Raw genomic sequence first — 21,603 nt, forward strand, 5'->3', positions numbered from 1 at the left:
CGGGCACCTCGGGGTGGTGAGGGCCTGCAGGCTGGTGGGCCGCTCCCGGGCCACCCATCACCGGCAGGCCGCGCCCAAGCCCCGGATGCACGGGCCCTGGCCCAAGGCCCAGCACCCGGCGGAGCTCTCGCCGGCCGAGCGTGCCGAGATCCTGTCGGTGCTCAACCGCCAAGACTACGCGAACCTTTCACCGACCCAGGTCTATGTCCGTGAGCTGGACGAGGGGCGGTACTGGTGTTCGCAGCGCACCATGTATCGCGTGCTGGCGGACGCGAAGATGGGCGGGGAACGCCGACGGCAAGCCACTCATCCGACCAAGGTGATTCCGGAGCTCATGGCCACAAAACCGTGCGAAGTGTGGTCCTGGGATATAACGAAGATGCGTGGCCCGGCGAAGGGAATCTGGTATCACGCCTACGTGGTGCTGGATATTTTTTCCCGTTACGTGGTGGGCTGGCGCATCGAGCGTATCGAGGACGGCCAGCTGGCCGCGGACCTCGTGCAGGAGATTGTCGCCGAGACCGGTGGTAACCCTCCGGGGTACCTGCACGCCGATGGTGGGGCGGCGATGACGTCCAAAGCCCTTGCCTCGATGCTGGTGGACATGGATATCACCAGGTCGCATTCCCGAGCCCATACATCGAATGACAATCCGTTCAGCGAGGCCCAATTCAAGACCATGAAATACACCTCTGACTACCCGGAACGGTTCGACTCCGTGAACGAGGCCAGGACCTGGATGGAAGGATTCACCGCCTACTACAACCACGAGCACAGGCATTCCGGGATCGGCTATCACACCCCGGCCAGCGTGCACTACGGCACAGCCGAGGACGTGCGTGAACAACGCCAGCACACCCTGGACCGGGCGTACGGCGCGCATCCCGAGCGGTTTGTCCGCCGTCCTGCCGCACCTCCGCTGCCGCTGAAGGCGGCGATCAACGACCCGGCAAAAAGAGCCGCGCCCTCGGTGCATTTACAACAACCACTACGTCTCATTTGATTTGACAAATTCCGGAATCCCGCTACTGCAACCCGTACTCAGGGCACGAGAAAGGCAACGTGGAAAACGCGGTCGGATTCCTGCGCCGCAACCTCATGGTCCCCGAACCCGAGGCCGCCACCTTGGCCGGACTCAACGAGGTGCTGCTGGCGCGGTGCGATGCCTTGGCCACGACCACGCATTACCGCAAGGGCCTGGCGTTGGGCGAGCTGTTCATCCAGGACCTGGCGGCGTCCCTGGCCCTGCCAGGGGTCGGGTTCGACCCGGTGCGCTACGAGTCACGCAAGGCCGATAAGACCGGGAACCTGCTCATTGACGGAAACACCTACGCCGCCGGGTCCTCCTTCCACAGCCGGAGCCTCACCGTGGGGTTGCGCCACGACGTCATCCAGATCCTTGACGAGCATTCCGAACCCGTCCGGTCCTTCCCGCGGGCCTTCGGACGGCAAACCGAGACGATCTTCGAACCGGCATCCCTGCTGCCGTTGCTGGCGACCAAGCCCGGCGCGTGGTCCCATTCCCCGCTGCGCGCCCTGGTCACCGACCCGGTGCGCGACTGGCTGGATAAAGCCACTGCCACCGACCGGCGCCGGCTGCTCAACGCGGTGGATGCCGCGTCCGGGTCCGCCGGCTTCGACGCCGCAGTCCAGGCCGCCGACACCCTGATCCGGCGCGGGGATACCCCGGACATGGCAGCGCTGGGGATGCTGGCCCGCCGACTGGCCCACGGGACTGAACCGGCGGCCGCCAACGTGGACTTGAGCGTCTATGACACCTTCACCACCCTGGACACCACCACGGGAGAAGTCGCATGAACCCGATCACCGTCCAAGACATCATCGAGGCGGGCAAGCACGCCGCCCTGACCGGCAGCGTGCTGACCGAATGGGCCGAAAAAGGCACACCGAAACAACGCGAATACCTCCACGGGGTACTGGTCGCCGAACACGACTCCCGGCTCGAATCACGCCGCCAACGACTGCTGAAATCCGCGAGGCTCCCGGCCCTGAAAACCCTCACAGGATTCGACTACACCAGTGTCAGGTTCCCCGAAGACTACGGACGCGAAGCCCTGGCATCCCTGGAATTCATCAACCACGCCCAGGACCTGGTCCTCTACGGCGACGTCGGCACCGGCAAAACCCACATGGCATCCGCCCTGGTGGCAGCGGCCTGCCGGCAAGGCATCCAAGCCCGGTTCTTCACCACCTCCGCCCTGGTGATGATGCTGCGCAGGGCCAAGGACGAGGACCGGCTGGACAAGGAACTGGCCGCCCTGGCCAAAAACCAATTGCTCGCAATTGACGAGCTGGGCTACCTTCCGATCGATACCGAGGGGGCCAGGCTGTTGTTCCAGGTAATCGCGGACGGGTATGAAAAGCGCAGCCTGATCATCACCACCAATTTGGAGTTTTCCCGCTGGGGAACGGTGTTCGGAGATGACAACATGGCCGCCGCCGTTATCGACCGGCTGGTCCACCACGGGCGGCTGTTGCAGTTCCGTGGTGAGTCCTACCGGGTCAAGAACGCCCTCATGAAATAGCCAACTGCTGAAATGGCCTGGAAACGTGCCGCGGTGGCCTGATTCTTAGCGCTGAAATGGCCGACTTGAAGTTGACGAAACACAGGCGGGGCCTCCAACCAACCCAAAAGGGTAGTAAGAACCGTCAGAAAACAGTGTTACCCCTGCCCGTTTGTTTCGCAATCATGGATATAAACCAGAAAGCATCCGTCCGGCCGTTACAGGCCGACCAGATCCAAGAGGACAAACCGTGAACCCCACAACAAATGTGATGCTCTCCAGCACTGCGAATTCAGCGGCACTTGACTGGACTCCCGCGGACGAGCGCGCCGTGGACACAGCCCGTGTTCTGGCCGCGGACGCCGTCGAGAAGGTCGGCAACGGCCACCCTGGCACGGCCATGAGCCTGGCCCCGGCCGCCTACCTTCTCTTCCAGAAGCTGATGCGCCATGACCCCCGCGACCCGGACTGGCTGGGACGTGACCGTTTCATCCTGTCACCCGGTCACTCCTCGCTGACCCTTTACATCCAGCTGTTCCTGTCCGGTTACGGCCTGGAACTGGACGACCTCAAGGCGTTGCGCACCTGGGATTCGCTGACCCCCGGCCACCCGGAGTACAAGCACACCGCTGGTGTTGAAATCACCACCGGCCCCTTGGGCCAGGGCCTTGCCTCCTCCGTGGGTTTCGCCTACTCCCAGCGCCGGATGCGCGGCCTGTTCGACGCCGACGCCGCCGAGGGCACATCCCCGTTTGACCACACCATCTGGGTTATCGCGTCCGACGGCGACATCCAGGAAGGCGTAACCTCCGAGGCTTCCTCCTTGGCGGGTCACCAGGAACTGGGCAACCTCGTTGTTGTCTACGATGAGAACCACATCTCCATCGAGGACGACACCGACATCTCCTTTACTGAGGACGTCCTGAAGCGCTACGAGGCCTACGGCTGGCACACCCAGCGCGTTGACTGGACCGAGACCGGCGAATACGTCGAAGACGTCCAGGAGTTGTACGCGGCCCTGCTCGCCGCGAAGGCCGAGACCTCCAAACCGTCCATCATTTCGCTGCGCACCATCATCGGGTACCCTGCGCCGAAGAAACAGAACACCGGCAAGATCCACGGTTCAGCACTCGGTGCTGATGAAGTAGCCGGACTCAAGGAGGTTCTGGGCTTCGATCCGGCCAAGTCCTTCGAGGTGGATCAGGACATCCTGGCCCACGCCCGCGCCGTCGTCGACCGCGGTGCCGCTGTCCGCAGCGAATGGGACGAGTCCTTTCAGGCCTGGCAGTCGGCCAACCCTGAGGGCGCCGCATTGTTGAAGCGGATAGAAGCCAAGAAGCTTCCGGCCGGACTCGACGCCGCCCTGCCCGTCTTCGAAGCCGGCAAGGATGTCTCCACCCGTGCAGCGTCGGGGAAGGTCCTGAACGCGCTGGGTCCGGTTATGCCCGAACTGTGGGGCGGGTCGGCCGACCTCGCCGAGTCCAACAACACCACCATCGAAGGATCGCCGTCGTTCATCCCGGCCTCCCGCTCCACGGATGCATGGAAAGGCAACCCCTACGGCCGGGTCCTGCACTTCGGCATCCGCGAGCACGCCGCAGCATCGATTGTGAACGGCATCTCGCTGCACGGCCGGACACGCGCTTTCTCGGGCACGTTCCTGATCTTCAGCGACTACCAGCGCCCTGCAATCCGCCTCTCCGCCTTGATGGGTGTCCCGTCCATCTATGTGTGGTCCCACGACTCCATCGGCCTTGGTGAGGACGGCCCCACCCACCAGCCCGTGGAGCAGCTCGCTACCCTGCGCGCCGTTGTTGGCCTAGACGTGGTCCGTCCCGGTGACGCGAACGAGGTGGGCATAGCGTGGAAGACCATGCTGGAAAACCACGAGAACCCGGCCGGCATCGTTCTGACCCGTCAGAACGTCCGCACCTTCGCCCGCGGCGAGGGTGCGGCCGACGGTGACACCTTTGCCTCCCCGGCGGGCGTCGCAAAGGGCGGCTATGTTCTGGCCGAGGCTTCGAGGGACGGCGCTACCGTGCCAGCCCAGGTGTTGCTGATCGCTACTGGCTCCGAGGTGCAGCTAGCCGTCCAGGCCCGTGAAGCCCTCCAGGCCGAAGGTGTCGCCGCCCGCGTCATCTCCATGCCGTGTGTCGAGTGGTTCAACAAGCAGGACGCCGCTTACCGGGAGTCCGTGTTGCCGGCCGCCGTCAAGGCCCGCGTCTCGGTCGAGGCCGGACTGGCCCTGGGCTGGCGGGAATTTGTCGGCGATGCCGGCCGGTCCGTCAGCCTGGAGCACTACGGTGCTTCGGCGGACTACAAGCGCCTGTTCCAGGAGTTTGGTATTACCGCGGAGGCTGTCGCCGCGGCCGCCAAGGACTCCTTGGCCGCTGCCCGCGCCTGACCGCTGCGGCCGGCGCCGCGGGACGGCCTCATTGGGGGACGTCCCGCGGCGCCGCCGCGAACTGTCACCAGTCCGTACTTTATGAAGGAAGAAGCAGAAGCCATGATCAAAGCAACCCCTACCGCCCAGCTGTCCGATGCCGGTGTGTCCATCTGGCTCGATGACCTTTCCCGCGAGCGTCTCGCCAGCGGAAGCCTGCAGAAGCTCATCGACGAAAAGAACGTGGTGGGCGTGACCACCAACCCATCCATCTTTCAGGCCGCGATCACCTCCGGCTCGGACTACGACGCAAAGATCGCCGAACTTGCCGCGCAGGGCGCCGGCGTCGAGGAGACCATCTTCGAGATCACCACCACCGACGTCGCCGACGCCTGCGATCTGTTCGCACCGATCGCCGCCGCCACCAACGGCGTAGACGGCCGTGTCTCCATCGAGGTTGACCCCCGTCTCGCTTGGGACACCGAGCGCACCATCGCCGAGGCTAAGAACCTCTACAAGAAGGTGGACAAGGACAACGTCCTGATTAAGATCCCGGCAACGCTCGAAGGCTTGGCGGCCATCACGGCCACCCTGGGCGAAGGCATCAGCGTCAACGTGACCTTGATTTTCTCCCTGGACCGCTACCGCGCCGTCATTAACGCCTTCCAGTCCGGCCTGAAACTGGCCAAGGAGAACGGTCACGACCTCGCCAAGATTCACTCGGTTGCCTCGTTCTTCGTCTCCCGGGTGGACTCTGAGATCGACAAGCGACTGGACGCTATCGGCACCGACGAAGCCAAGGCACTCAAGGGCAAAGCGGGAGTGGCGAACGCCCGGCTGGCCTACCAGGTCTATGAAGACCTCTTCGCCACCGAACGCTGGGCGGTCCTGGCCGAAACTGGCGCACTCCCGCAGCGTCCCCTGTGGGCCTCCACCGGCGTCAAGGACCCGGCCTACCCCGATACCCTCTACGTGACCGAACTGGTTGCTGCCGATGTCGTAAACACCATGCCGGAGAAGACGCTCGACGCCACCTTCGACCACGGCGTGGTCGCCGGTGATACCATCACCGGCACCTACGCGGAAGCCAACCGCGTGCTGAACGCCCTGGACGAACTGGGCATCGCCTACAACGAGGTGGTGGCCCTCCTGGAGTCCGAGGGGCTGGACAAGTTCGTGGCCAGCTGGAAGGAACTGCTGGCCGACGTCGAAGGCGCCCTCGCCACCGCAGGGAAGTCTTCCTGACCCACCGAGCTCTGACCGCCACCGAAAGGTAGACATCATGTCCGCATCACCTTTGAACTGCTGCATCAACCCCAGCATCCTCTCGGCCGACTTCGTCAACCTCGAGGCCGAGCTTGCCCGCATCAGCAACGCCGATGCCGTACACGTGGATGTCATGGACAGCCACTTTGTGCCAAATCTGACCATCGGCCTGCCTGTCGTGGAACGGCTGCAGAAGGTCAGCACCATCCCATTGGACGCCCACCTGATGATTGCCAACGTCGACCGCTGGGCGCCGCAGTATGCCGACGCCGGCCTGAGCTCGGTGACGTTCCACGTCGAGGCATCCAATGCTCCCATCAAACTTGCCCGCGAACTTCGGGCACGTGGGGCCAAGGCGGGCATGGCATTGCGCCCGGCCACTCCGGTGGAACCGTACCTGGACATGCTCCCCGAACTGGACATGCTGTTGATCATGACGGTGGAGCCGGGCTTCGGTGGCCAGGCGTTCCTGGACGTCATGCTGCCTAAGATCCGCCGTGCCCGGGCGGCGGTAGAGGGCTCAGGGGTCAACGTGGCCATCCAGGTGGACGGCGGTATCACGGAGGAAACCATCACCCGCGCAGCGGAGGCCGGTGCCAACGTCTTTGTGGCAGGATCCGCCGTGTACGGCAAGCCGTCGCCTGCGGATGCCATCGAGTCGCTGCGCGCGAACGGCCAGCTGGCCTTCGGCCCGAGGGCTCTGCACCTCAACAACACACCCCAACCAGCCTGAAGGGCCACCGATGCGCGTTCATATCGCAACCGACCATGCCGGAATGGAGCTATGCTCCCACCTCATTACTGTACTTTCAGCCAAGGGCTACCAGATGGTGGACCACGGACCGGCGTCCTATGACGCCGAGGACGACTACCCTGCGTTCTGTATTAAGGCAGCGTCTGCCGTTGTGGCCGATCAGGCCGCGGGCGTAGACGCCCTCGGGATAGTGTTGGGCGGCTCGGGCAACGGCGAGCAGATCGCCGCAAATAAAGTCAAAGGTGTCCGCGCGGCCTTGGCATGGAACCTAGACACGGCGAAATTGGCCCGTGAACACAACAACGCCAACTTAGTGGCAGTGGGTGGACGGCAGCACACCGTTCAGGAAGCCACAGAACTGATCGAGGCATTCCTGGCAGAACCGTTTAGCAACGCCGAGCGCCACGAACGCCGCATTGGCCAGATCGCAACCTATGAGACCACCGGTGAGGTTGCCGGATAGCTTGGCATTTTCATATCTTCGTCCCACGGGGCGGGCTATGAGCAGCCGCTTTCCGTTGGCTGGAACCCAACGGAAGGCGGACAATGCCTTGACCAGCAGGGAAGGGCGCGCAGACGAACACCAGCACAGGAGTCAGCATGCCCATTGCAACCCCAGAGATCTACTCCGAGATGATCGACCGCGCTAAGACGGGCGGCTTCGCGTTCCCGGCCGTCAACGTCACCTCCTCCCAGACCCTTAACGCAGCCCTCCGCGGCTTCGCCGGGGCCGAGTCCGACGGCATCGTCCAGGTCTCCACCGGCGGCGCCGCGTACTGGTCCGGAGCCTCCACCAAGGACATGGTTGCCGGCTCGCTCGGCTTCGCCGCGTTTGCCCGCGAAGTCGCCAAGAACTACGGCGTCAACATCGCCCTGCACACCGACCACTGCCCCAAGGACAAGCTCGAGGGCTTCGTGCTGCCGCTGCTGGCAGCCTCCGAAGCCGAGGTCAAGGCCGGCCGCAACCCGCTCTTCAGCTCCCACATGTGGGACGGCTCGGCCGAGACGCTCCCGGAGAACCTGCGCATCGCCCGGGAACTGCTGGAGCGCACCGCTGCCGCGAAGATGATCCTCGAGGTCGAGATCGGCACCGTCGGCGGCGAGGAAGACGGCGTCGAGAACGCCATCAACGACAAGCTGTACACGACCGTTGAGGACGCCCTGGCCACCATCGAGGCTCTCGGCTCGGGTGAGAACGGCCGCTACATCACGGCGCTGACCTTCGGCAACGTGCACGGCGTCTACAAGCCCGGCGGCGTCAAGCTGCGCCCGGAGATTCTCAAGGACATCCAGGAGCAGGTCGGTGCCAAGATCGGCAAGGCCAACCCGTTCGACCTGGTCTTCCACGGCGGTTCGGGCTCCTCCGAAAAGGAGATCGCCGACGCCGTCTCCTACGGCGTGATCAAAATGAACATCGACACCGACACCCAGTACGCGTACACCCGCCCCGTCGCGGACCACATGTTCCGCAACTACGACGGCGTCCTGAAGGTCGACGGGGAGGTCGGGAACAAGAAGCTGTACGATCCCCGGGTCTGGGGCGCCTCCGCCGAAGCGGGCCTCGCGGCACGCGTCGTCGAGGCTGCCCGGCAGCTCGGCTCGACCGGCAAGACGTTCTAGGGATGTCGGACGAGTTCCGCAAAATCTGATGGTGGGTCGTCCCGCAGAGTTCGGCCCGTCGCAGAGCCTTCTGGGCAGCCTGCTAAAAGGAGTGTTAAATGAGCGAGAAACTGCGTTGGGGCGTCCTGGGAGGCGCCCGCATCGTACGCAAGACAATTCCGGCGTTGCAGGGAACGAAAAACGGTGAGGTAGTAGGTATCGCTTCCCGCACGGAGGAGAGGGCTAGAGAGTTCGCCAACAAGCACGGCATCTCACGGGTATTTGAATCTTATGAGGCGCTGCTCGCTTCCCCGGACATCGACGCTGTTTACATTCCGCTGCCGAACGCGCTTCACCTCGAGTGGATTCTGAAATCCTTGGACGCAGGCAAGCACGTCCTCTGTGAAAAGCCTTTGGCGATGAGCGTCACCGAATGCGAGGAGATTGCACGCAAGGCCGATGCGACCGGTCTTAAAGTCTTAGAGGGCTTCGCTTACCGTTTTCACCCGCGTTTCGAGAAGTTGCAAGAGCTGCTCGAGGCTCGTGTGGTGGGCAAGTTGACATTTGTCCACGTTGGTCACACTTTCGACGCGGGCGGAGACGACAACATCCGCTGGTACACGGGGCTCGGCGGCGGCGCACTTTTCGATACGGGCTGCTACTGCGTCAACGTGAGCCGGATGGTCACCGCCCAGGAACCCGCTCGAGTTGCGGCCTTTGGTAACTACCGCGACGCCAACGACAGCGGTCGAATTGAGCTCAGCATTGCTGGCATGCTGCGCTTTCCCGGCAACGCAACCGCGCTTTTTGATACCGGACTGAACCTCGAGCGCCGCAACTTTTTGGAAATCACGGGGACCGAGGGGCGACTCTACCTCGACAATCCTTTTGGCCTCTTGGAGGAGGACTCTGTCTTAGAGGAGCATCACTTCGGGCAGGACACTACCTATCACGCGGTAAAGGGCGAAAACAACTTCGTACGGATGGGCGAACACTTCGCCGACAGCGTCATGGGCGGTACGCCGCTCCGCTACGGTCTAAGGGACGCGGCAAACAACGCGCGGGTGTTGGAAGCTCTCGACAGGGCAGCGCGGAAACAGGAACAGAGCGTCTGAACCGAGACCGCATTCTGGCGCTGTCCAACCTGCGGTTGTGGCTATGGGTGCTTCTGGTGGCCCCTCGTCTAGCACCCGCTGAAGAGATACATGACCAGCCTAGGGGGAGTGCCCGGTTCAGCCGAACAGGACCGCGGCTTCGTCGTAGCGGTTCTGGGGAACAACCTTTAGCTGGCCGAGGGCCTTCTCAAAGCTCACATGCTCAATATTGGTGCCTTTCAGAGCCACCATGGTGCCCCAGCGGCCCTCCACCACTGAGTCGATCGCCGCCATGCCCAGGCGCGTTGCCAGGACGCGGTCGAAGGCAGAGGGAACGCCGCCGCGCTGGATGTGCCCCAGGATGGTGGCGCGGGTCTCGATGCCGGTACGGGCCTCAAGCTCGGGGGCTAGCTGGTCCGCGACTCCGCCCAGCCGCGGCCGGCCAAAGGTGTCCAGCCCGCGCTGGGAGTGCGGGGACTCCATGTGCTCCGGAACAAATCCCTCCGCCACCACCACCAGGGGTGCACGGCCGCGGGCGTGGGCTTCCTTCACCCACAGGGTGATCTGCTCAATGCTGACCTTCTGCTCCGGGACCAGGATGGCGTGGGCGCCGGCGGCCATGCCTGCATGGAGGGCAATCCAGCCCACATCGCGGCCCATAACCTCGGCGATCATGCACCGGTGGTGGGATTCTGCGGTGGTGCGGAGCCGGTCGATGGCCTCGGTGGCGATTTGCACGGCCGTGTCGAAGCCGAACGTGTAGTCGGTGGCGTCGAGGTCGTTGTCCACGGTCTTGGGCACACCTACGATCTTGAGGCCGGCGTCGGTGAGGCGCTTCGCGGCGGCCAGGGTCCCTTCGCCGCCGATGGCGATGATGGCGTCGATGCCTAAGCGTTCCATGTTGGCCTTGATGACATCCGGGCCACCGCCATTTTCGAAGGGGTTGGTGCGGGACGTACCCAGGATAGTTCCACCCTGTTTGGCGATGCCGCGGACCATGGTGCGGGGGATGTCGATGATGTCGCCTTCAACCACCCCCCCGCCAGCCGTCTAGGAACCCGACAAATTCGTGGCCTTGGATGGCGATGCCCTTAAGGACCGCTCCGCGGATCACGGCGTTCAGTCCGGGGCAGTCGCCCCCGCTAGTGAGAATTCCAATTTTCATGTATCGGCTCAAATTCTGGGAAGAGGATTAAGGCATGGTGCAAGGGCTGAGCTGACGGACAGAAGCTCCTGCTTGGACTCCGCCCTACTTGACTGGCGCATCGCACCCCGCTGCGAGAAGAGCGAGGTCGTGGATGAGCTGCTGCACCTCACGTTCACGGCCTCGCGGGAGCAGTATCGGAGGAGATGGTGCAGGTCTCTTTGGAGGAGCGGGACGCGGGCCGGTGACCGGTGACCGGTGCCACGAAAGGCCGGTCCTCAGCCGCAAGCGGACCAACATGCATTGAATTTCCTCAGATTCATTCGTTAGGGATTCAGCCGGCGGGATTGGCGCAGTCGTTTAGCCGATCTTGTTGGCCGACTCGGCGTCGGAGTCCGGCGCTGACGCGACAGTCGCCGCACCTAGGTTGGCCCGCAGCTTGGCGCCAAGCTCGGTGTCGACGTTGGTCCAGTACTGGATGGCGCGTTCCTTGATCCCGGCATTCTTGACGCCGCCGACGGCGTCGGTGACGGTGTCCAGCAGGCGGGCCTTCTCGCTGTCGTTGTACACCTCGCGGTACAGCGTGCCGGCCTGGCCGAAGTCGCCATCCTCGGCGTGCAGCGAGTGCGCGGAGAGGGTGAGCTCACCGTCGTTATCCCAGCGGGGGCACCAGACTGGGTTGTTGAAATGGCAGTCATTGTTCTCCTATATTTCGGCGCTTGGGCTTGAAGTGGGAGTGCAACTGCTTCTGCCTCTTCGTTTCGTTGATTTATTCCCTACGTATCAAGGGTGGGTGAAGCACCTAGACGGATCCCAAGGCCGCAAGCACCGACATGGCCTCCTGAACCACTCCCGTTGCGGGGAAGGACGGCCGATTCACGCCGGCCATTTCCTCCATGACCCGGACCACCTGGCAGCTGTAGCCGAACTCGTTGTCGTACCAGACGTACAGGACCAGGTTCTTCCCGGTGGAAACGGTGGCGAGGCCATCCACGATGCCGGTACGGCGTGAACCGACGAAGTCGGTGGACACCACTTCGGGTGAGTCGATGTAGTCGATCTGCTTGCGCAGGTCCGAGTGGAGGGACATCTCCCGGAGGTAGTCATTGACTTCCTCCTTTGTGGTGCCGTTTTCCAGGCTCACGTTGAGGATGGCCAGCGAAACGTCCGGTGTGGGGACACGGATGGAGCTGCCGGTGAGCTTGCCGAGCAGCTCGGGCAACGCTTTGGCTACTGCCTTTGCGGCACCGGTTTCGGTGATGACCATGTTCAGCGCGGCCGAGCGTCCGCGGCGGTCGCCCTTGTGGAAGTTGTCGATCAGGTTCTGGTCGTTAGTGAAGGAGTGCACCGTTTCCACATGGCCGTGGATGACGCCGAACTTGTCGTTGATGGCCTTCAACACCGGGGTGATGGCGTTGGTGGTGCAGGAGGCTGCCGACACGATCTGGTCGGTGTCTTCGATCGTGTGGTGGTTGATGCCGTGAACGATGTTCTTCAGTTCGCCCTCGCCGGGGGCCGTCAGGAGGACGCGGGCAACGCCCTTGCTCTGCAGGTGCTGCGATAGGCCTTCGGCGTCGCGCCAGCGGCCGGTGTTGTCCACCACCAGGGCGTCGTGGATGCCGTAGGCGGTGTAGTCGATGGCGGCCGGATTATCGGAGTAGATGACCTGGAGCTGCACACCGTTGGCGGTGATGGTGTCGGCTTCCTCGTCAACACGAATGGTGCCCTCAAAAGAGCCGTGGACCGAGTCGCGGCGCAGGAGGCTGGCACGTTTGGAGAGGTCGTTGTCCGACCCCTTCCGCACTACGATGGCCCGCAAGCGCAGGCCGTGCCCGCCACCGGCCTTTTCGATCAGGACGCGGGCCAAGAGCCGGCCGATGCGGCCAAAGCCGTAGAGCACGACATCTGTGCTGGTGCGGTCGTTGTTGCCGCGTTTGCCCACGACCTCTGCGAGCTCCTGGCGGAGAAAATCCTCCAGGGTAGCGTCGCCGCCATCTTCCTTAAACTTCTGGCTCAGCCGGGCAATGTCGATCGCTGCCGCTCCGAGTTCCAGCCCTGCCAGAACGTTTAAGAGGGGAGCGGTCTCCTCCAGGAGCAGTTCGTCATTGCTGATCCTGCGGGCGAAGCGGTGCGCCTTGAAGATGTTCATGGTGGACTTGTTGATCAGGCTCCGGCCATGGATGCTGGTCACCACGTTATTCTCGCGGTAAAGCCGGCCGATCACCGGAATCATGGCCTCGGCGAGGGCCTCCCGGCCCATCCAGGCATCAAAACAAGAATCTGAGGTTTGTAGCACCGGGCTGCCTTTCCAAAAGCGGGGTCTCCTCCTACAGAGATGGCGTTACATCCAATGGTCCTGTCATTTGCGGATAGGTGAAACGCTAATTCAGGATGGTTTAAACCACCCTTTATGATGGGCCCGGACCTTCACGTTTCGAGTGTGGCTTGAGTGACACGGGGTGCCCCGCTGTATCCAAGGGCCGCAGTATCCACTGACAACGCGGTGGTGACAGAAATCCGACCCCCATTGCGCCTCCCTGCCGCCGCCGGCGATAGCGGGCGCAGAGTCGACGCCGTCGATTCGCCCGAAGCGCGCATGGGGCCCGGGCCGGCCGCTGTGAGCGTAGTCCGGTTGATTGTTTATTAGTCGATAGGCGTGAGTTGGCCCGGCCGTCTTTGCCGTCGCCGGCGGTGGTAAGTCCGTTCGATCCAGGGCGTGATGGCAAGGCGCAGGTTCTTGCTGGTGAGCCAGCCGACGGTTCAGGACGTTCTTCTGCAGCGGCAGACTGAGCGGCGCGGAACCGCCAAGCCCCCTAATCCATGTTCGTGATCTGGTCGACGTCCGCAGCGGAATGTCCCAAGCGTCAGCTGACAGTTCGCCGCTCGAGCCGGAGATGAAACAGCAAAGCTGGCTCATGCCTTCCCATAGGAAGCCACGAATGTGCTGATCCCGTCGACGGCGTGAGTGCGACCTTGTCGACCCATTGGCGAAGTCGATCTAGCTCACGGTTACCAACTGTTGAGGAAGCGCCAATCGTTTGTCGGATATCCTCGGGCTGTTCGGAGCTTAAGATACTGCCTAATCGGTTTTGGATCCGGGTGCGCAGCCGCGCATTCGAACATACCCGTGCGTTCCCGTTCCGGTCTCTGCTCCTGAAAGCGAGATCATTTCGGTCGTTTATCTCTCCGCGTGGCACGGTTGACGGCAGACGAGTTTTAGACGCCGGCCCTGGTCAGCAGTGCATCAAGCGTCATGAAGAACAAGGCGCGGTGATCGGTCGCTGTGGGGTCAGTCAAGTATTGAAGGGCCGCGCCGTCGTAGATCATAAGGAAAGACCTTACGAGGTCGGGGACGCCGATGCGGCACTGATCACCATTGTTTTGGATCGCGGAGGAGAAGAGATTTCCAAGCTCCACCTCGTAGGCAGGATAGATCTTCGCGGCCAGCGGGCTGACGGGGGCATTGCGTGTTGCCCACAAAATGAGTTCGATCTCAGCAAGGAGACTGGCCGGCTCTTCTTCCAACGCCCGCCAGTAGCCTTGGGCTACTTGTTCCACCGCCTTACGGAGGCCCACGTGGACCGGGATGTCACCGGAAAAACTGCTTAGGTTCTTCAGCCAGGCCTCAGCGGCCGCCTCCATGAGCTCTTCTTTACCGCTGAAGCAATAATGCGCAGTTGCCAAGGGGGCATTAGCCTCTTTAGCAATGGCCCGCATGGTCACGGACTGAACACCCTCACGCCTCATCAGTTCCACAGTTGCTGAAATCAGCTGTTCTTTTCGATCTTTTGCGGACACCCGCATAGCTCGCTCTCCAGTCTCGCGATTTTTGGCCCGCCTAGGACACCTCCTAAGAGTATTGCTTGGAGAGTGAAAGGTTGTAGCACTGTCTGGAACGCCTGATCTGAACTTCTGTTCGTGCTTGAAGGAACGCATATCGCGTTGGAGGCCGCGCCGGTACCTAGACGATCGCAGCGGCCGGCTGGATTGCTAGTTTTCTAGCGGGCACAAATACCTTCGCGTCAGTTTAGTGGGGGATGAGGCGCCATATTTTGTGGGGTCTTCCCTTAACTTGGTGCTACATCTTCGACCTAGACGTGCCCTGCGGAGTAGAGGTCGTCAGAGACTGTGACAGGTTCGTCTGACTTCAGGCGCGACCAATCGGCTGCGTGGAACGGCGGCCTCGGGACTGGGACATGACCGTCGTTCAAGTGAGAGAAAAGCCATTGCCATGACCGAGTAGCAACCCGCCGAAGGCATAAGAGATCCCTAGCCGTTGTGATGGCCAGGCCGAACTGTTCCTCGGCCATGAGGGTGTTGTCGGTGTCGATGTCCGCCACCAAGGTGATGGGGTGTAAGTAGACCCGCTGGTTCGTAGGCGTGGCAGGCCGCCGTCTGGTAAGACCAGTCGGCGGCCTGTCACTGCCGGGGACACCCCTGCTGCCTTGGGAGGCCTCGAGGGCGAAGGCTGTTCCTCGCCCTCAATAGCGGAGGGGATCTAGAGAAGGTGCTCGAGCTGCATCGGGGACGGCCGGTCGAGGCCGCCTGCTAATCCCTGTTCGTAGGGGTACCCGAACAGCCACGTACGGGTCCTTCGTTACCCGGCGGCTACTGTCTCGGTGAGATTATCGGGTGTCATGTTGTCCAGATTCTGGGAGGTGCCGTGCAGGTAGCGCTCCATGGAGTCATCCATTGCGTTGATCCATCGGGTGTGGTGCTGGGTCGCCAGGGTACCGGTGACCACTGAACGGTGGAGCATATCGCGGTACCCGAGGATGTCATCGTGCTTGTGGTGCATCCAGTCCTTGAACAACTGGCAGACGGCGTCGAGATCAAAGGGCGGGTAATCTGTAGCTTCGATGAGTTCCCGCAGATAGTCCGTCTGGAAATCGGCTTCTGCGTCGTGATCGGACAGTGCGGCTTGGCGCTCGAGCCAGAGCTGGATGTCCGCGTCGCGCTCAGCGAGCGACGGAAGGTCGATCTTTCCGGTCATCACATCGCGGGCAAACCATGCCTGCGCGTCGAACATGTTGAACGTGTAGTACTGGTCCTGGGCACCCAGATAGAACAGGTTTTCGTTCTGCTGCCATACCACTCCCTTGTAGAGGTTGCCGGGGTACAGCACGTTCGGTGACTTCAGCGACAGCTCGCTGGGCAGATACGGGTATTTGTGCTGGTATCCGGTGCAAAGAACGACCGCGTCAAAGTCATCGTGTGTGCCGTCACTAAAGTAGGCCGTGCGGCCCTGAAAGTGGGTGACCAGCGGGCGCTCCACCGTGTTCTCCGGCCAGTGATAACCCATGGGGGCCGTGCGGTAGCTGAGGGTGAGGGACGCGGCGCCCATCTTGTGGGACTGCATGCCGATGTCCTCGGCGGAATAGCTGCTGCCGATCATGAGCAGCTTCTTGCCGTAAAAGCGCTCGGCACCGCGGAAATCATGGGCGTGCAGAACCTCGCCCGGGAAGGTTTTGATGCCCTTGAACTCGGGGATGGCGGGAACATGGAAGTGGCCGGTGGCCACCACCAGCTTGTCGAATACATGGGTCTCCGTGAGGTTGGTTTTGAGGTCCTCAACCGTCAGCGTGAATTCCTGCGTGGCCTCGTTGTAGCTAGTGTGGCGGGCAACCGTATTGAACTTGACGTACTTGCGGACGTCTGACTTTTCCACGCGGCCCTTGATGTAGTCGAAGAGGACCTCGCGAGGCGGGAATGAGGAAATCGGACGGCCGAAGTGCTCGTCAAAGGAGTAGTCCGAGAACTCCAGGCACTCCTTGGGCCCGTTTGACCATAGGTGGCGGTACATGCTGGAGTGCACCGGCTCACCGTGCCCATCCAGCCCGATCCGCCAGCTGCTGTTCCACTGTCCGCCCCAGTCGCCTTGCTTCTCGAAGCACATGATTTCGGGGATCGAGGCGCCCTTCTGACGTGCTGATTCAAACGCCCGCAGTTGTGCCAGTCCGCTGGGTCCGGCACCAATGATTCCGACTCGTAATACCATGGTGTTCTCCTCTACAAAAAGATCTTTTAGGTCGCCGGTATGCGGCGCTTTTATTGGGCTACGTGTCTCAGTCCGGGTGCGGCCAGTGCAAAGCCCACGCCCGTACGTCGAGAAAGCGGTTAGAGAATGCGGGAGGGTGGCGCCATCCTTGCCAGCTCGCCCGGAGTGGTGCTCCCAAGCCCGGAGATGATCCGACCCCCGACCCTTCAGTCAGGCATCTCAGGTCCGAAAAAGTCTTTACGGCAAACCGCCTTGGCCGGCGGGCCCCGTCAATGCCGCACGTTAGACGCCCGGTTCCACCGGCGCCTGGTGGCGACGGCATGGAACCGACCCGAGTTGTTTGGGTCTAGGGGGCGAAATTGCGGTCGCCGGCGAAGAACCCTAGAGCGTACTCAGGGGTCTCAAACTTGACCGTTGTGCCCTTGGGGAAGAACAGCACGTCGCGCTCTTTGGCGTGTGTGACTTCGCCTGTCGACTGGTCGGTAAGGATGAACTCACCCTGCACGACGACCTTCATCTCGTCGTAGGTGTACGTGTATACCAAGGGCTCGGAAGCCTTCAGTTCGAAGAATCCGGCGCTCATGACGGACCCCTCCGGGTTGTGGAGGGAGTCGCCGATCGCAGCGACCGTTCCAGGTTCGTTCATGGACGGCAGCCCGATATAGCCGCCTTCTACCTTGTGGATGGATCCAGCTTTACTGAGTGTTCCTACGAGTGTGGTTTCCATGATTCTCCTTTGAATGGGGAAAGACCTGGTGGTCTGGGATGCAGGCAGAACTGCCTTGAAGATCAAGTTGGTAGCCCCGTGAGGGCTCGGGGGATCATCACAAAGTTGATATTCTCTAGTTTCCTAGAGGCCTTTCGGGCGCAGGCACGAGCCTTGGTACTGTGATGCTTCTCACGTTTGCTCGTACAAAAAAGATGACATGAACAAGCGTGCAAGTCAATCGTTCAAGAAGACTTTTCCTCAAGCGGGCCGATAGGGATGTTGGATCTTACCCATTCTTTTAGACGATTGACTTGAACGCACGTCCCTGTCAAAGTGGACAGCGGCGGGACCCAGATCGCGATGACGCGCTCTCCCCGGATTCACAGGAGCATTCCGCATAGCAGATGACGCGCTGAAGAAAGGGGTCAAAAAATGGCCACTCCCACTCCCACCACCTCTCAGCCCCCGGCACCTAAGACCGGGGAAAAAATCGACTTTTGGCCAATGAAGGCCATGACGCCTATGAAGGATGAATGGCAACGATTGCACTGCAGGTTCATCAACGCCGATCCAGTAGGCGGCTGGGATGATTTCATACTCTCCGAGTGGGAACTGAACTCCTGTGGCTGGGAAGACTTCCACCCCCACACCGAGACGAACTTCGTTCTGGAAGGCGAGCTCCACATTGCCAGCGAAGGCAAGACTGTCATCTTGAGGCCGGGCGATTCGGCACGCGTAAACCCCGGACAGCTCGGCCGGTACTGGGCACCGGTCTACGCACGCATGGTCACCATCTACGGACCCAACCCCGAGGGCCTGGAGTCACACTCCTTCCGATACTTCGAAATCTAATACGCGCTACTGCTACACCCGCCTGCCGGCCGTCGGTGGCCTGCCCGTTGAGAAAACGGCCCGCCCTGTGATTTGGTTGGCAAGCGTTATAGCGAAGGCTTTTACTCCGAGGTGGTGCCGTGCAGCCATTGGCACCACCTCGATTTCTGTGGACGATGACATCGACTTCGTGATGGCAATCCAGGGTGGATGCGGATGAGGACCAAACAACTGCGCTGAATAGACACCGACTGCCTGGTCATCGGCATGGAACTGAGCTCCCGGCCCATCTCGGGCACAGGTGGAGCGCCCGGTCTTGACGGACTCGGTGCCGCGCTCCTGGCCCCCGGCGCGGAGCTGACTGACCACGGTAGCCATGCGCCGCTACTCGCCCGCCGAAACAGGTTCCCTTTCTATACTGCTGCTCGTGGCCAATAACGTCAGGTCCTCCCAAACACTGCCGGCTGCTTCACCGCAAGAAATGCCGTCGTGACGGCGGAGCTGGCCTGCGAGGCCCTCGAAACGGAATGGGCCAACCTCTAAGTCATGGCAGCAGAGGACACGCTCCTGCCCCATGCCGTAGAACTCGTCAGTGCCACTGAGCAGCTCGTCAACCGTGGTTTCAAAGTCTCATACACCAACGACTCCCCGTAACGCCTCTGACGCTGCCTTCTCAATGGAATTGGGCAGTGACGCCGCGCTGCTGGTCACGGCCGTGACCAGGGAGCAGAACCGCGTGTTCATGGGCGAAGCCTTGAAAGCATGCAGCCATCAGCGGTAGCTGGCGAAAGCCGCCGGGCGGATCCCGCGCCGCGAGCATGCACAGGCGTCGTCCGCGATGGAAGGCCGGGCAAGTTCCTAGAGGACGGACGGAGCCAGCGTTGGGCCCAACATCCGGAGAAGGCTGAGTGCACCCATGTTCGACGCCTGAGCAGGCAACCACACCGCTGGCTACTTCAATCGAGGCACCTCCGACGCCCTGCCACTAAACTACAGCGTCGACGGCCAGACTGAGGCGGTCAACCCCATGCATAGCGTCTGCCGCCCTGACTAGGGTTAAGTGTGAGAATGCTTGGGGGAAGTTCCCGGCCATCCGCTTTTCGTTCGTTGCGTACTCTTCGCTAAGCAGACCGAGCTCGTTGGCAAGCCCTACGAGTTTATCCATAAGGATCTTTGCCTCGGCTTGTCTACCTGTGCGCGCGTACTGCTCCACGAGCCAGAAAGAGCATGCGAGGAAAGGATGTTCACCCGGTGCCAGGCCGTCGACGCCACTTTCTGTTCGATAGCGCAGGAGAAGGCCGTCGTCGGTAAGGAGTTCTTCTTCCAGCCGTGTGACTGTGCTCAGCATGTGCTTGTCGTTGTAGGGGAGAAAGCCGACCTGTGGCATGACCAGTAGCGCCGCGTCTGTTTGCCTTCCGCCATATGTCTGCGTAAAGGAGTCAATCCTTTGGTCGAATCCCTCGCGCATTATCTCTTCACGCAACCGCTCTCGGAGGTGCTCCCACTTCTCAGCATTTCCAGGTAAACCGTGAATCCGTACCGCCCGGATCCCGCTGTTGAAGGCGGCCCACATCATTACCCGGGAGTGCGTGAAGTACTGCGCGTCGCCGCGCATCTCCCAAAGGCCGAAGTCCTTGTCGTCGAAGTGTTTTTCGACGAATCCCAAAAGTGCCCGCTGAAGCGCCCAAGAGAAGTGGTCTTCTTTACCTCCGGCCATACGCAGTCTTTCCAATGCCACCATCACTTCGCCGACAACATCAGCCTGGAACTGCGATACTGCCGCATTTCCAACGCGCACAGGCTTAGAGTTCGCATAGCCAGGGAGGTGATGGAGCTCGCGTTCAGGGAGTTCCCGTTCTCCCCCAACGCCGTACATAATCTGCATCTGCTCGGGATCGCCGGCGAGTGCCCGAAGGAGCCAGTTGCGCCATTGAAGCGCCTCTGTTTCATAGCCGTGGGTCAGCATCGATTCCAGTGTCAGGGCCGCATCCCGCAACCAGCAGTATCGGTAGTCCCAGTTCCGTGGTCCACCGAAATCCTCGGGGAGGGACGTCGTGGGCGCTGCAACAATCCCCCCGTTTCATAATGCGTAAGAGCCCGGAGTACCAACAACGAACGTTTAACCGCGCCCCCATAGACACCATCTTGCCGGCAATGGCTTCCCCAGCGGCTCCAATACTCAGTGGCTTCTTCAAGAGCGAAATCAACGTTAATCGCTGCTGGCAGGAGGCGGTGCGAGGGGAACCACGTTAGCTCGAAATCAACCTGCTCGCCCTTCGAAATGAGGAACTTTCCCTCGTGCCCGTGCTGATGTGCTTGTGGAAGATGAGGTCCTCTCAGTGCGAGAGCATCCGGACCGGCCATGGCCAACAGGACCGGTGCCGCCGTCTGCGCAGTGTCGCGTACACGACTCGCCCAAGGTAAGACCGTTGAATATCCTGGCCGGATCCGAAGTTCCTGACGCATTTCAACGCTGCCTTCCAGCCCGGTAACACGGCGGACCAGGGACGAACCGTTATCCCCAAGCGGCATGAAATCGGTAACTAGGACGTTTCCGCCACCAGTCTTCCAGATGGTCTGGAGCACGAATGTTGAGTCTATGTAGTGTCGATCGACAACGACAGCGCCTGGCTCGCTGGGCGCCAACAGCCAGCGGCCGTGGTCATCGGTGCCTAAGATGCTGCTAAACACGGACGGCGAGTCGAAGCGCGGGAAACAGAGCCAGTCCACGCTGCCATCCCGGGATATGAGAGGCCCGGTTTGAAGATCCGATAGCAATGCGTAGTCCTCTATTGGTGCAGCCATGCTCCACTCAATCACACCTTGTTCATCCAAGTTAGGCCCGTGGGCTGTCCTACCTGATCGGCGCCGAACCGCCAGACCATCAGATTCCTCATTCGGGATCTGGTTGGACTACCCCCGCCCGCCACCTCGCGTTCGCTGTTCATCGTGGGAGCCACCTCGGCAGGAAAGGCCGACCTGTCCCAGCCGTCGTACGTAGATTTACGGTGCTACCTATCCAAAGGGGTGGTTAAAACCATTCCAAATTAGCGTTTCCACTGCCTGCAAATGACAGGAGGATAGATGCCAAGCCCACCTCCGGCGGAAGAGGAGATAGTTCCCTTTCCAGCAATTCATGACCTAGCGAGAAAGACAGATCGACATGACACGAGAAGAAGCCTATGCAGGGTGCCCCTCGGATTCGTACGTGGAATTTTATGGCGGGCAATGGCTGGTAGTCCCATTTGCGCCCGTACAGCAGCCTGCCTTTTTCACGTGTCTGCCCGGCGAGGGCCGGGT

The 21,603-nt window shown here is 61.6% G+C and carries 13 protein-coding genes and 6 pseudogenes; 11 read left to right on the forward strand and 8 right to left on the reverse strand.

The features are described from left to right. Positions 1-16 precede the first annotated feature (16 nt). The 9 genes and pseudogenes from ASPU41_RS06080 (at position 17) to ASPU41_RS06120 (ending at position 9,642) form a co-directional block, all read left to right on the forward strand. Positions 17-1,003: an IS3 family transposase gene (locus tag ASPU41_RS06080; RefSeq protein WP_231941082.1), complete on the forward strand. Its 987-nt coding sequence runs from the start codon at positions 17-19 to the stop codon at positions 1,001-1,003. Between the two features lie 14 nt (positions 1,004-1,017). Continuing rightward, positions 1,018-1,818: pseudogene (locus ASPU41_RS06085) on the forward strand (IS21 family transposase); the annotation flags it as partial. Continuing rightward, positions 1,815-2,546 carry an IS21-like element helper ATPase IstB gene (gene istB, locus ASPU41_RS06090; protein ID WP_197515774.1) on the forward strand — a complete coding sequence of 244 codons (732 nt, stop codon included), beginning with the start codon at positions 1,815-1,817 and terminating at the stop codon, positions 2,544-2,546. The pseudogene ASPU41_RS06085 and the gene istB, both read left to right, overlap by 4 nt. Before the next feature lie 250 nt (positions 2,547-2,796). Further along, entirely contained in the window at positions 2,797-4,929 is a 2,133-nt protein-coding gene (gene tkt / locus ASPU41_RS06095; protein WP_069950167.1) for a transketolase, read from the forward strand. Between the two features lie 102 nt (positions 4,930-5,031). Then, on the forward strand, positions 5,032-6,153 hold the full coding sequence (tal, locus tag ASPU41_RS06100; RefSeq protein WP_069950168.1) for a transaldolase: 1,122 nt from the start codon (positions 5,032-5,034) through the stop codon (positions 6,151-6,153). A 37-nt stretch (positions 6,154-6,190) separates the two neighbouring features. Next, positions 6,191-6,907, forward strand: a complete 717-nt coding sequence (gene rpe, locus ASPU41_RS06105; protein WP_069950169.1) for a ribulose-phosphate 3-epimerase — start codon at positions 6,191-6,193, stop codon at positions 6,905-6,907. Positions 6,908-6,917: 10 nt separating this feature from the next. Next, positions 6,918-7,391, forward strand: coding sequence for a ribose-5-phosphate isomerase (locus ASPU41_RS06110; protein ID WP_069950170.1), 474 nt, complete (start codon positions 6,918-6,920; stop codon positions 7,389-7,391). Positions 7,392-7,528: 137 nt separating this feature from the next. Further along, positions 7,529-8,548 carry a class II fructose-bisphosphate aldolase gene (gene fbaA / locus ASPU41_RS06115; protein ID WP_069950171.1) on the forward strand — a complete coding sequence of 340 codons (1,020 nt, stop codon included), beginning with the start codon at positions 7,529-7,531 and terminating at the stop codon, positions 8,546-8,548. Positions 8,549-8,646: 98 nt separating this feature from the next. Next, the gene (locus ASPU41_RS06120) at positions 8,647-9,642 is read left to right on the forward strand and encodes a Gfo/Idh/MocA family protein (protein WP_069950172.1); all 996 of its coding nucleotides are present in this window, start codon (positions 8,647-8,649) and stop codon (positions 9,640-9,642) included. A 117-nt stretch (positions 9,643-9,759) separates the two neighbouring features. On the opposite strand, the pseudogene ASPU41_RS06125 reads toward ASPU41_RS06120, so the two are convergent. The 7 genes and pseudogenes from ASPU41_RS06125 to ASPU41_RS06150 all read right to left on the reverse strand — a co-directional run bounded on the left by ASPU41_RS06125 (position 9,760) and on the right by ASPU41_RS06150 (position 17,490). After that, positions 9,760-10,786 (reverse strand): annotated as a pseudogene (locus ASPU41_RS06125) (ATP-dependent 6-phosphofructokinase). A gap of 339 nt (positions 10,787-11,125) precedes the next feature. Continuing rightward, positions 11,126-11,425, reverse strand: a pseudogene (locus ASPU41_RS06130) (catalase-related domain-containing protein); the annotation flags it as partial. A gap of 142 nt (positions 11,426-11,567) precedes the next feature. Beyond that, a complete protein-coding gene (locus tag ASPU41_RS06135) occupies positions 11,568-13,025 on the reverse strand; it encodes a glyceraldehyde-3-phosphate dehydrogenase (protein ID WP_069950174.1) in 1,458 nt (485 codons plus the stop codon). A 383-nt stretch (positions 13,026-13,408) separates the two neighbouring features. Then, a pseudogene (locus ASPU41_RS23975) lies at positions 13,409-13,544 on the reverse strand (IS3 family transposase); the annotation flags it as partial. Positions 13,545-13,981: 437 nt separating this feature from the next. Continuing rightward, positions 13,982-14,569: a TetR/AcrR family transcriptional regulator gene (locus tag ASPU41_RS06140; RefSeq protein WP_083266384.1), complete on the reverse strand. Its 588-nt coding sequence runs from the start codon at positions 14,567-14,569 to the stop codon at positions 13,982-13,984. Between the two features lie 793 nt (positions 14,570-15,362). Next, entirely contained in the window at positions 15,363-16,763 is a 1,401-nt protein-coding gene (locus ASPU41_RS06145; protein WP_069950175.1) for an NAD(P)-binding domain-containing protein, read from the reverse strand. A gap of 346 nt (positions 16,764-17,109) precedes the next feature. After that, positions 17,110-17,490, reverse strand: coding sequence for a cupin domain-containing protein (locus ASPU41_RS06150; RefSeq protein WP_069950176.1), 381 nt, complete (start codon positions 17,488-17,490; stop codon positions 17,110-17,112). 495 nt (positions 17,491-17,985) lie between these two features. Here ASPU41_RS06150 and ASPU41_RS06155 point away from each other — a divergent pair, with 495 nt between their 5' ends. Beyond that, entirely contained in the window at positions 17,986-18,324 is a 339-nt protein-coding gene (locus ASPU41_RS06155; RefSeq protein WP_069952516.1) for a cupin domain-containing protein, read from the forward strand. Positions 18,325-18,570: 246 nt separating this feature from the next. Then, positions 18,571-19,165, forward strand: a pseudogene (locus tag ASPU41_RS06160) (thiazole synthase). A 123-nt stretch (positions 19,166-19,288) separates the two neighbouring features. Here the strand turns inward: ASPU41_RS06160 and ASPU41_RS06165 are convergent. Then, positions 19,289-21,108: pseudogene (locus tag ASPU41_RS06165) on the reverse strand (glycoside hydrolase family 15 protein). Positions 21,109-21,603 lie beyond the last annotated feature (495 nt).

This window comes from Arthrobacter sp. U41 (assembly GCF_001750145.1).
Lineage (GTDB): Bacteria > Actinomycetota > Actinomycetes > Actinomycetales > Micrococcaceae > Arthrobacter.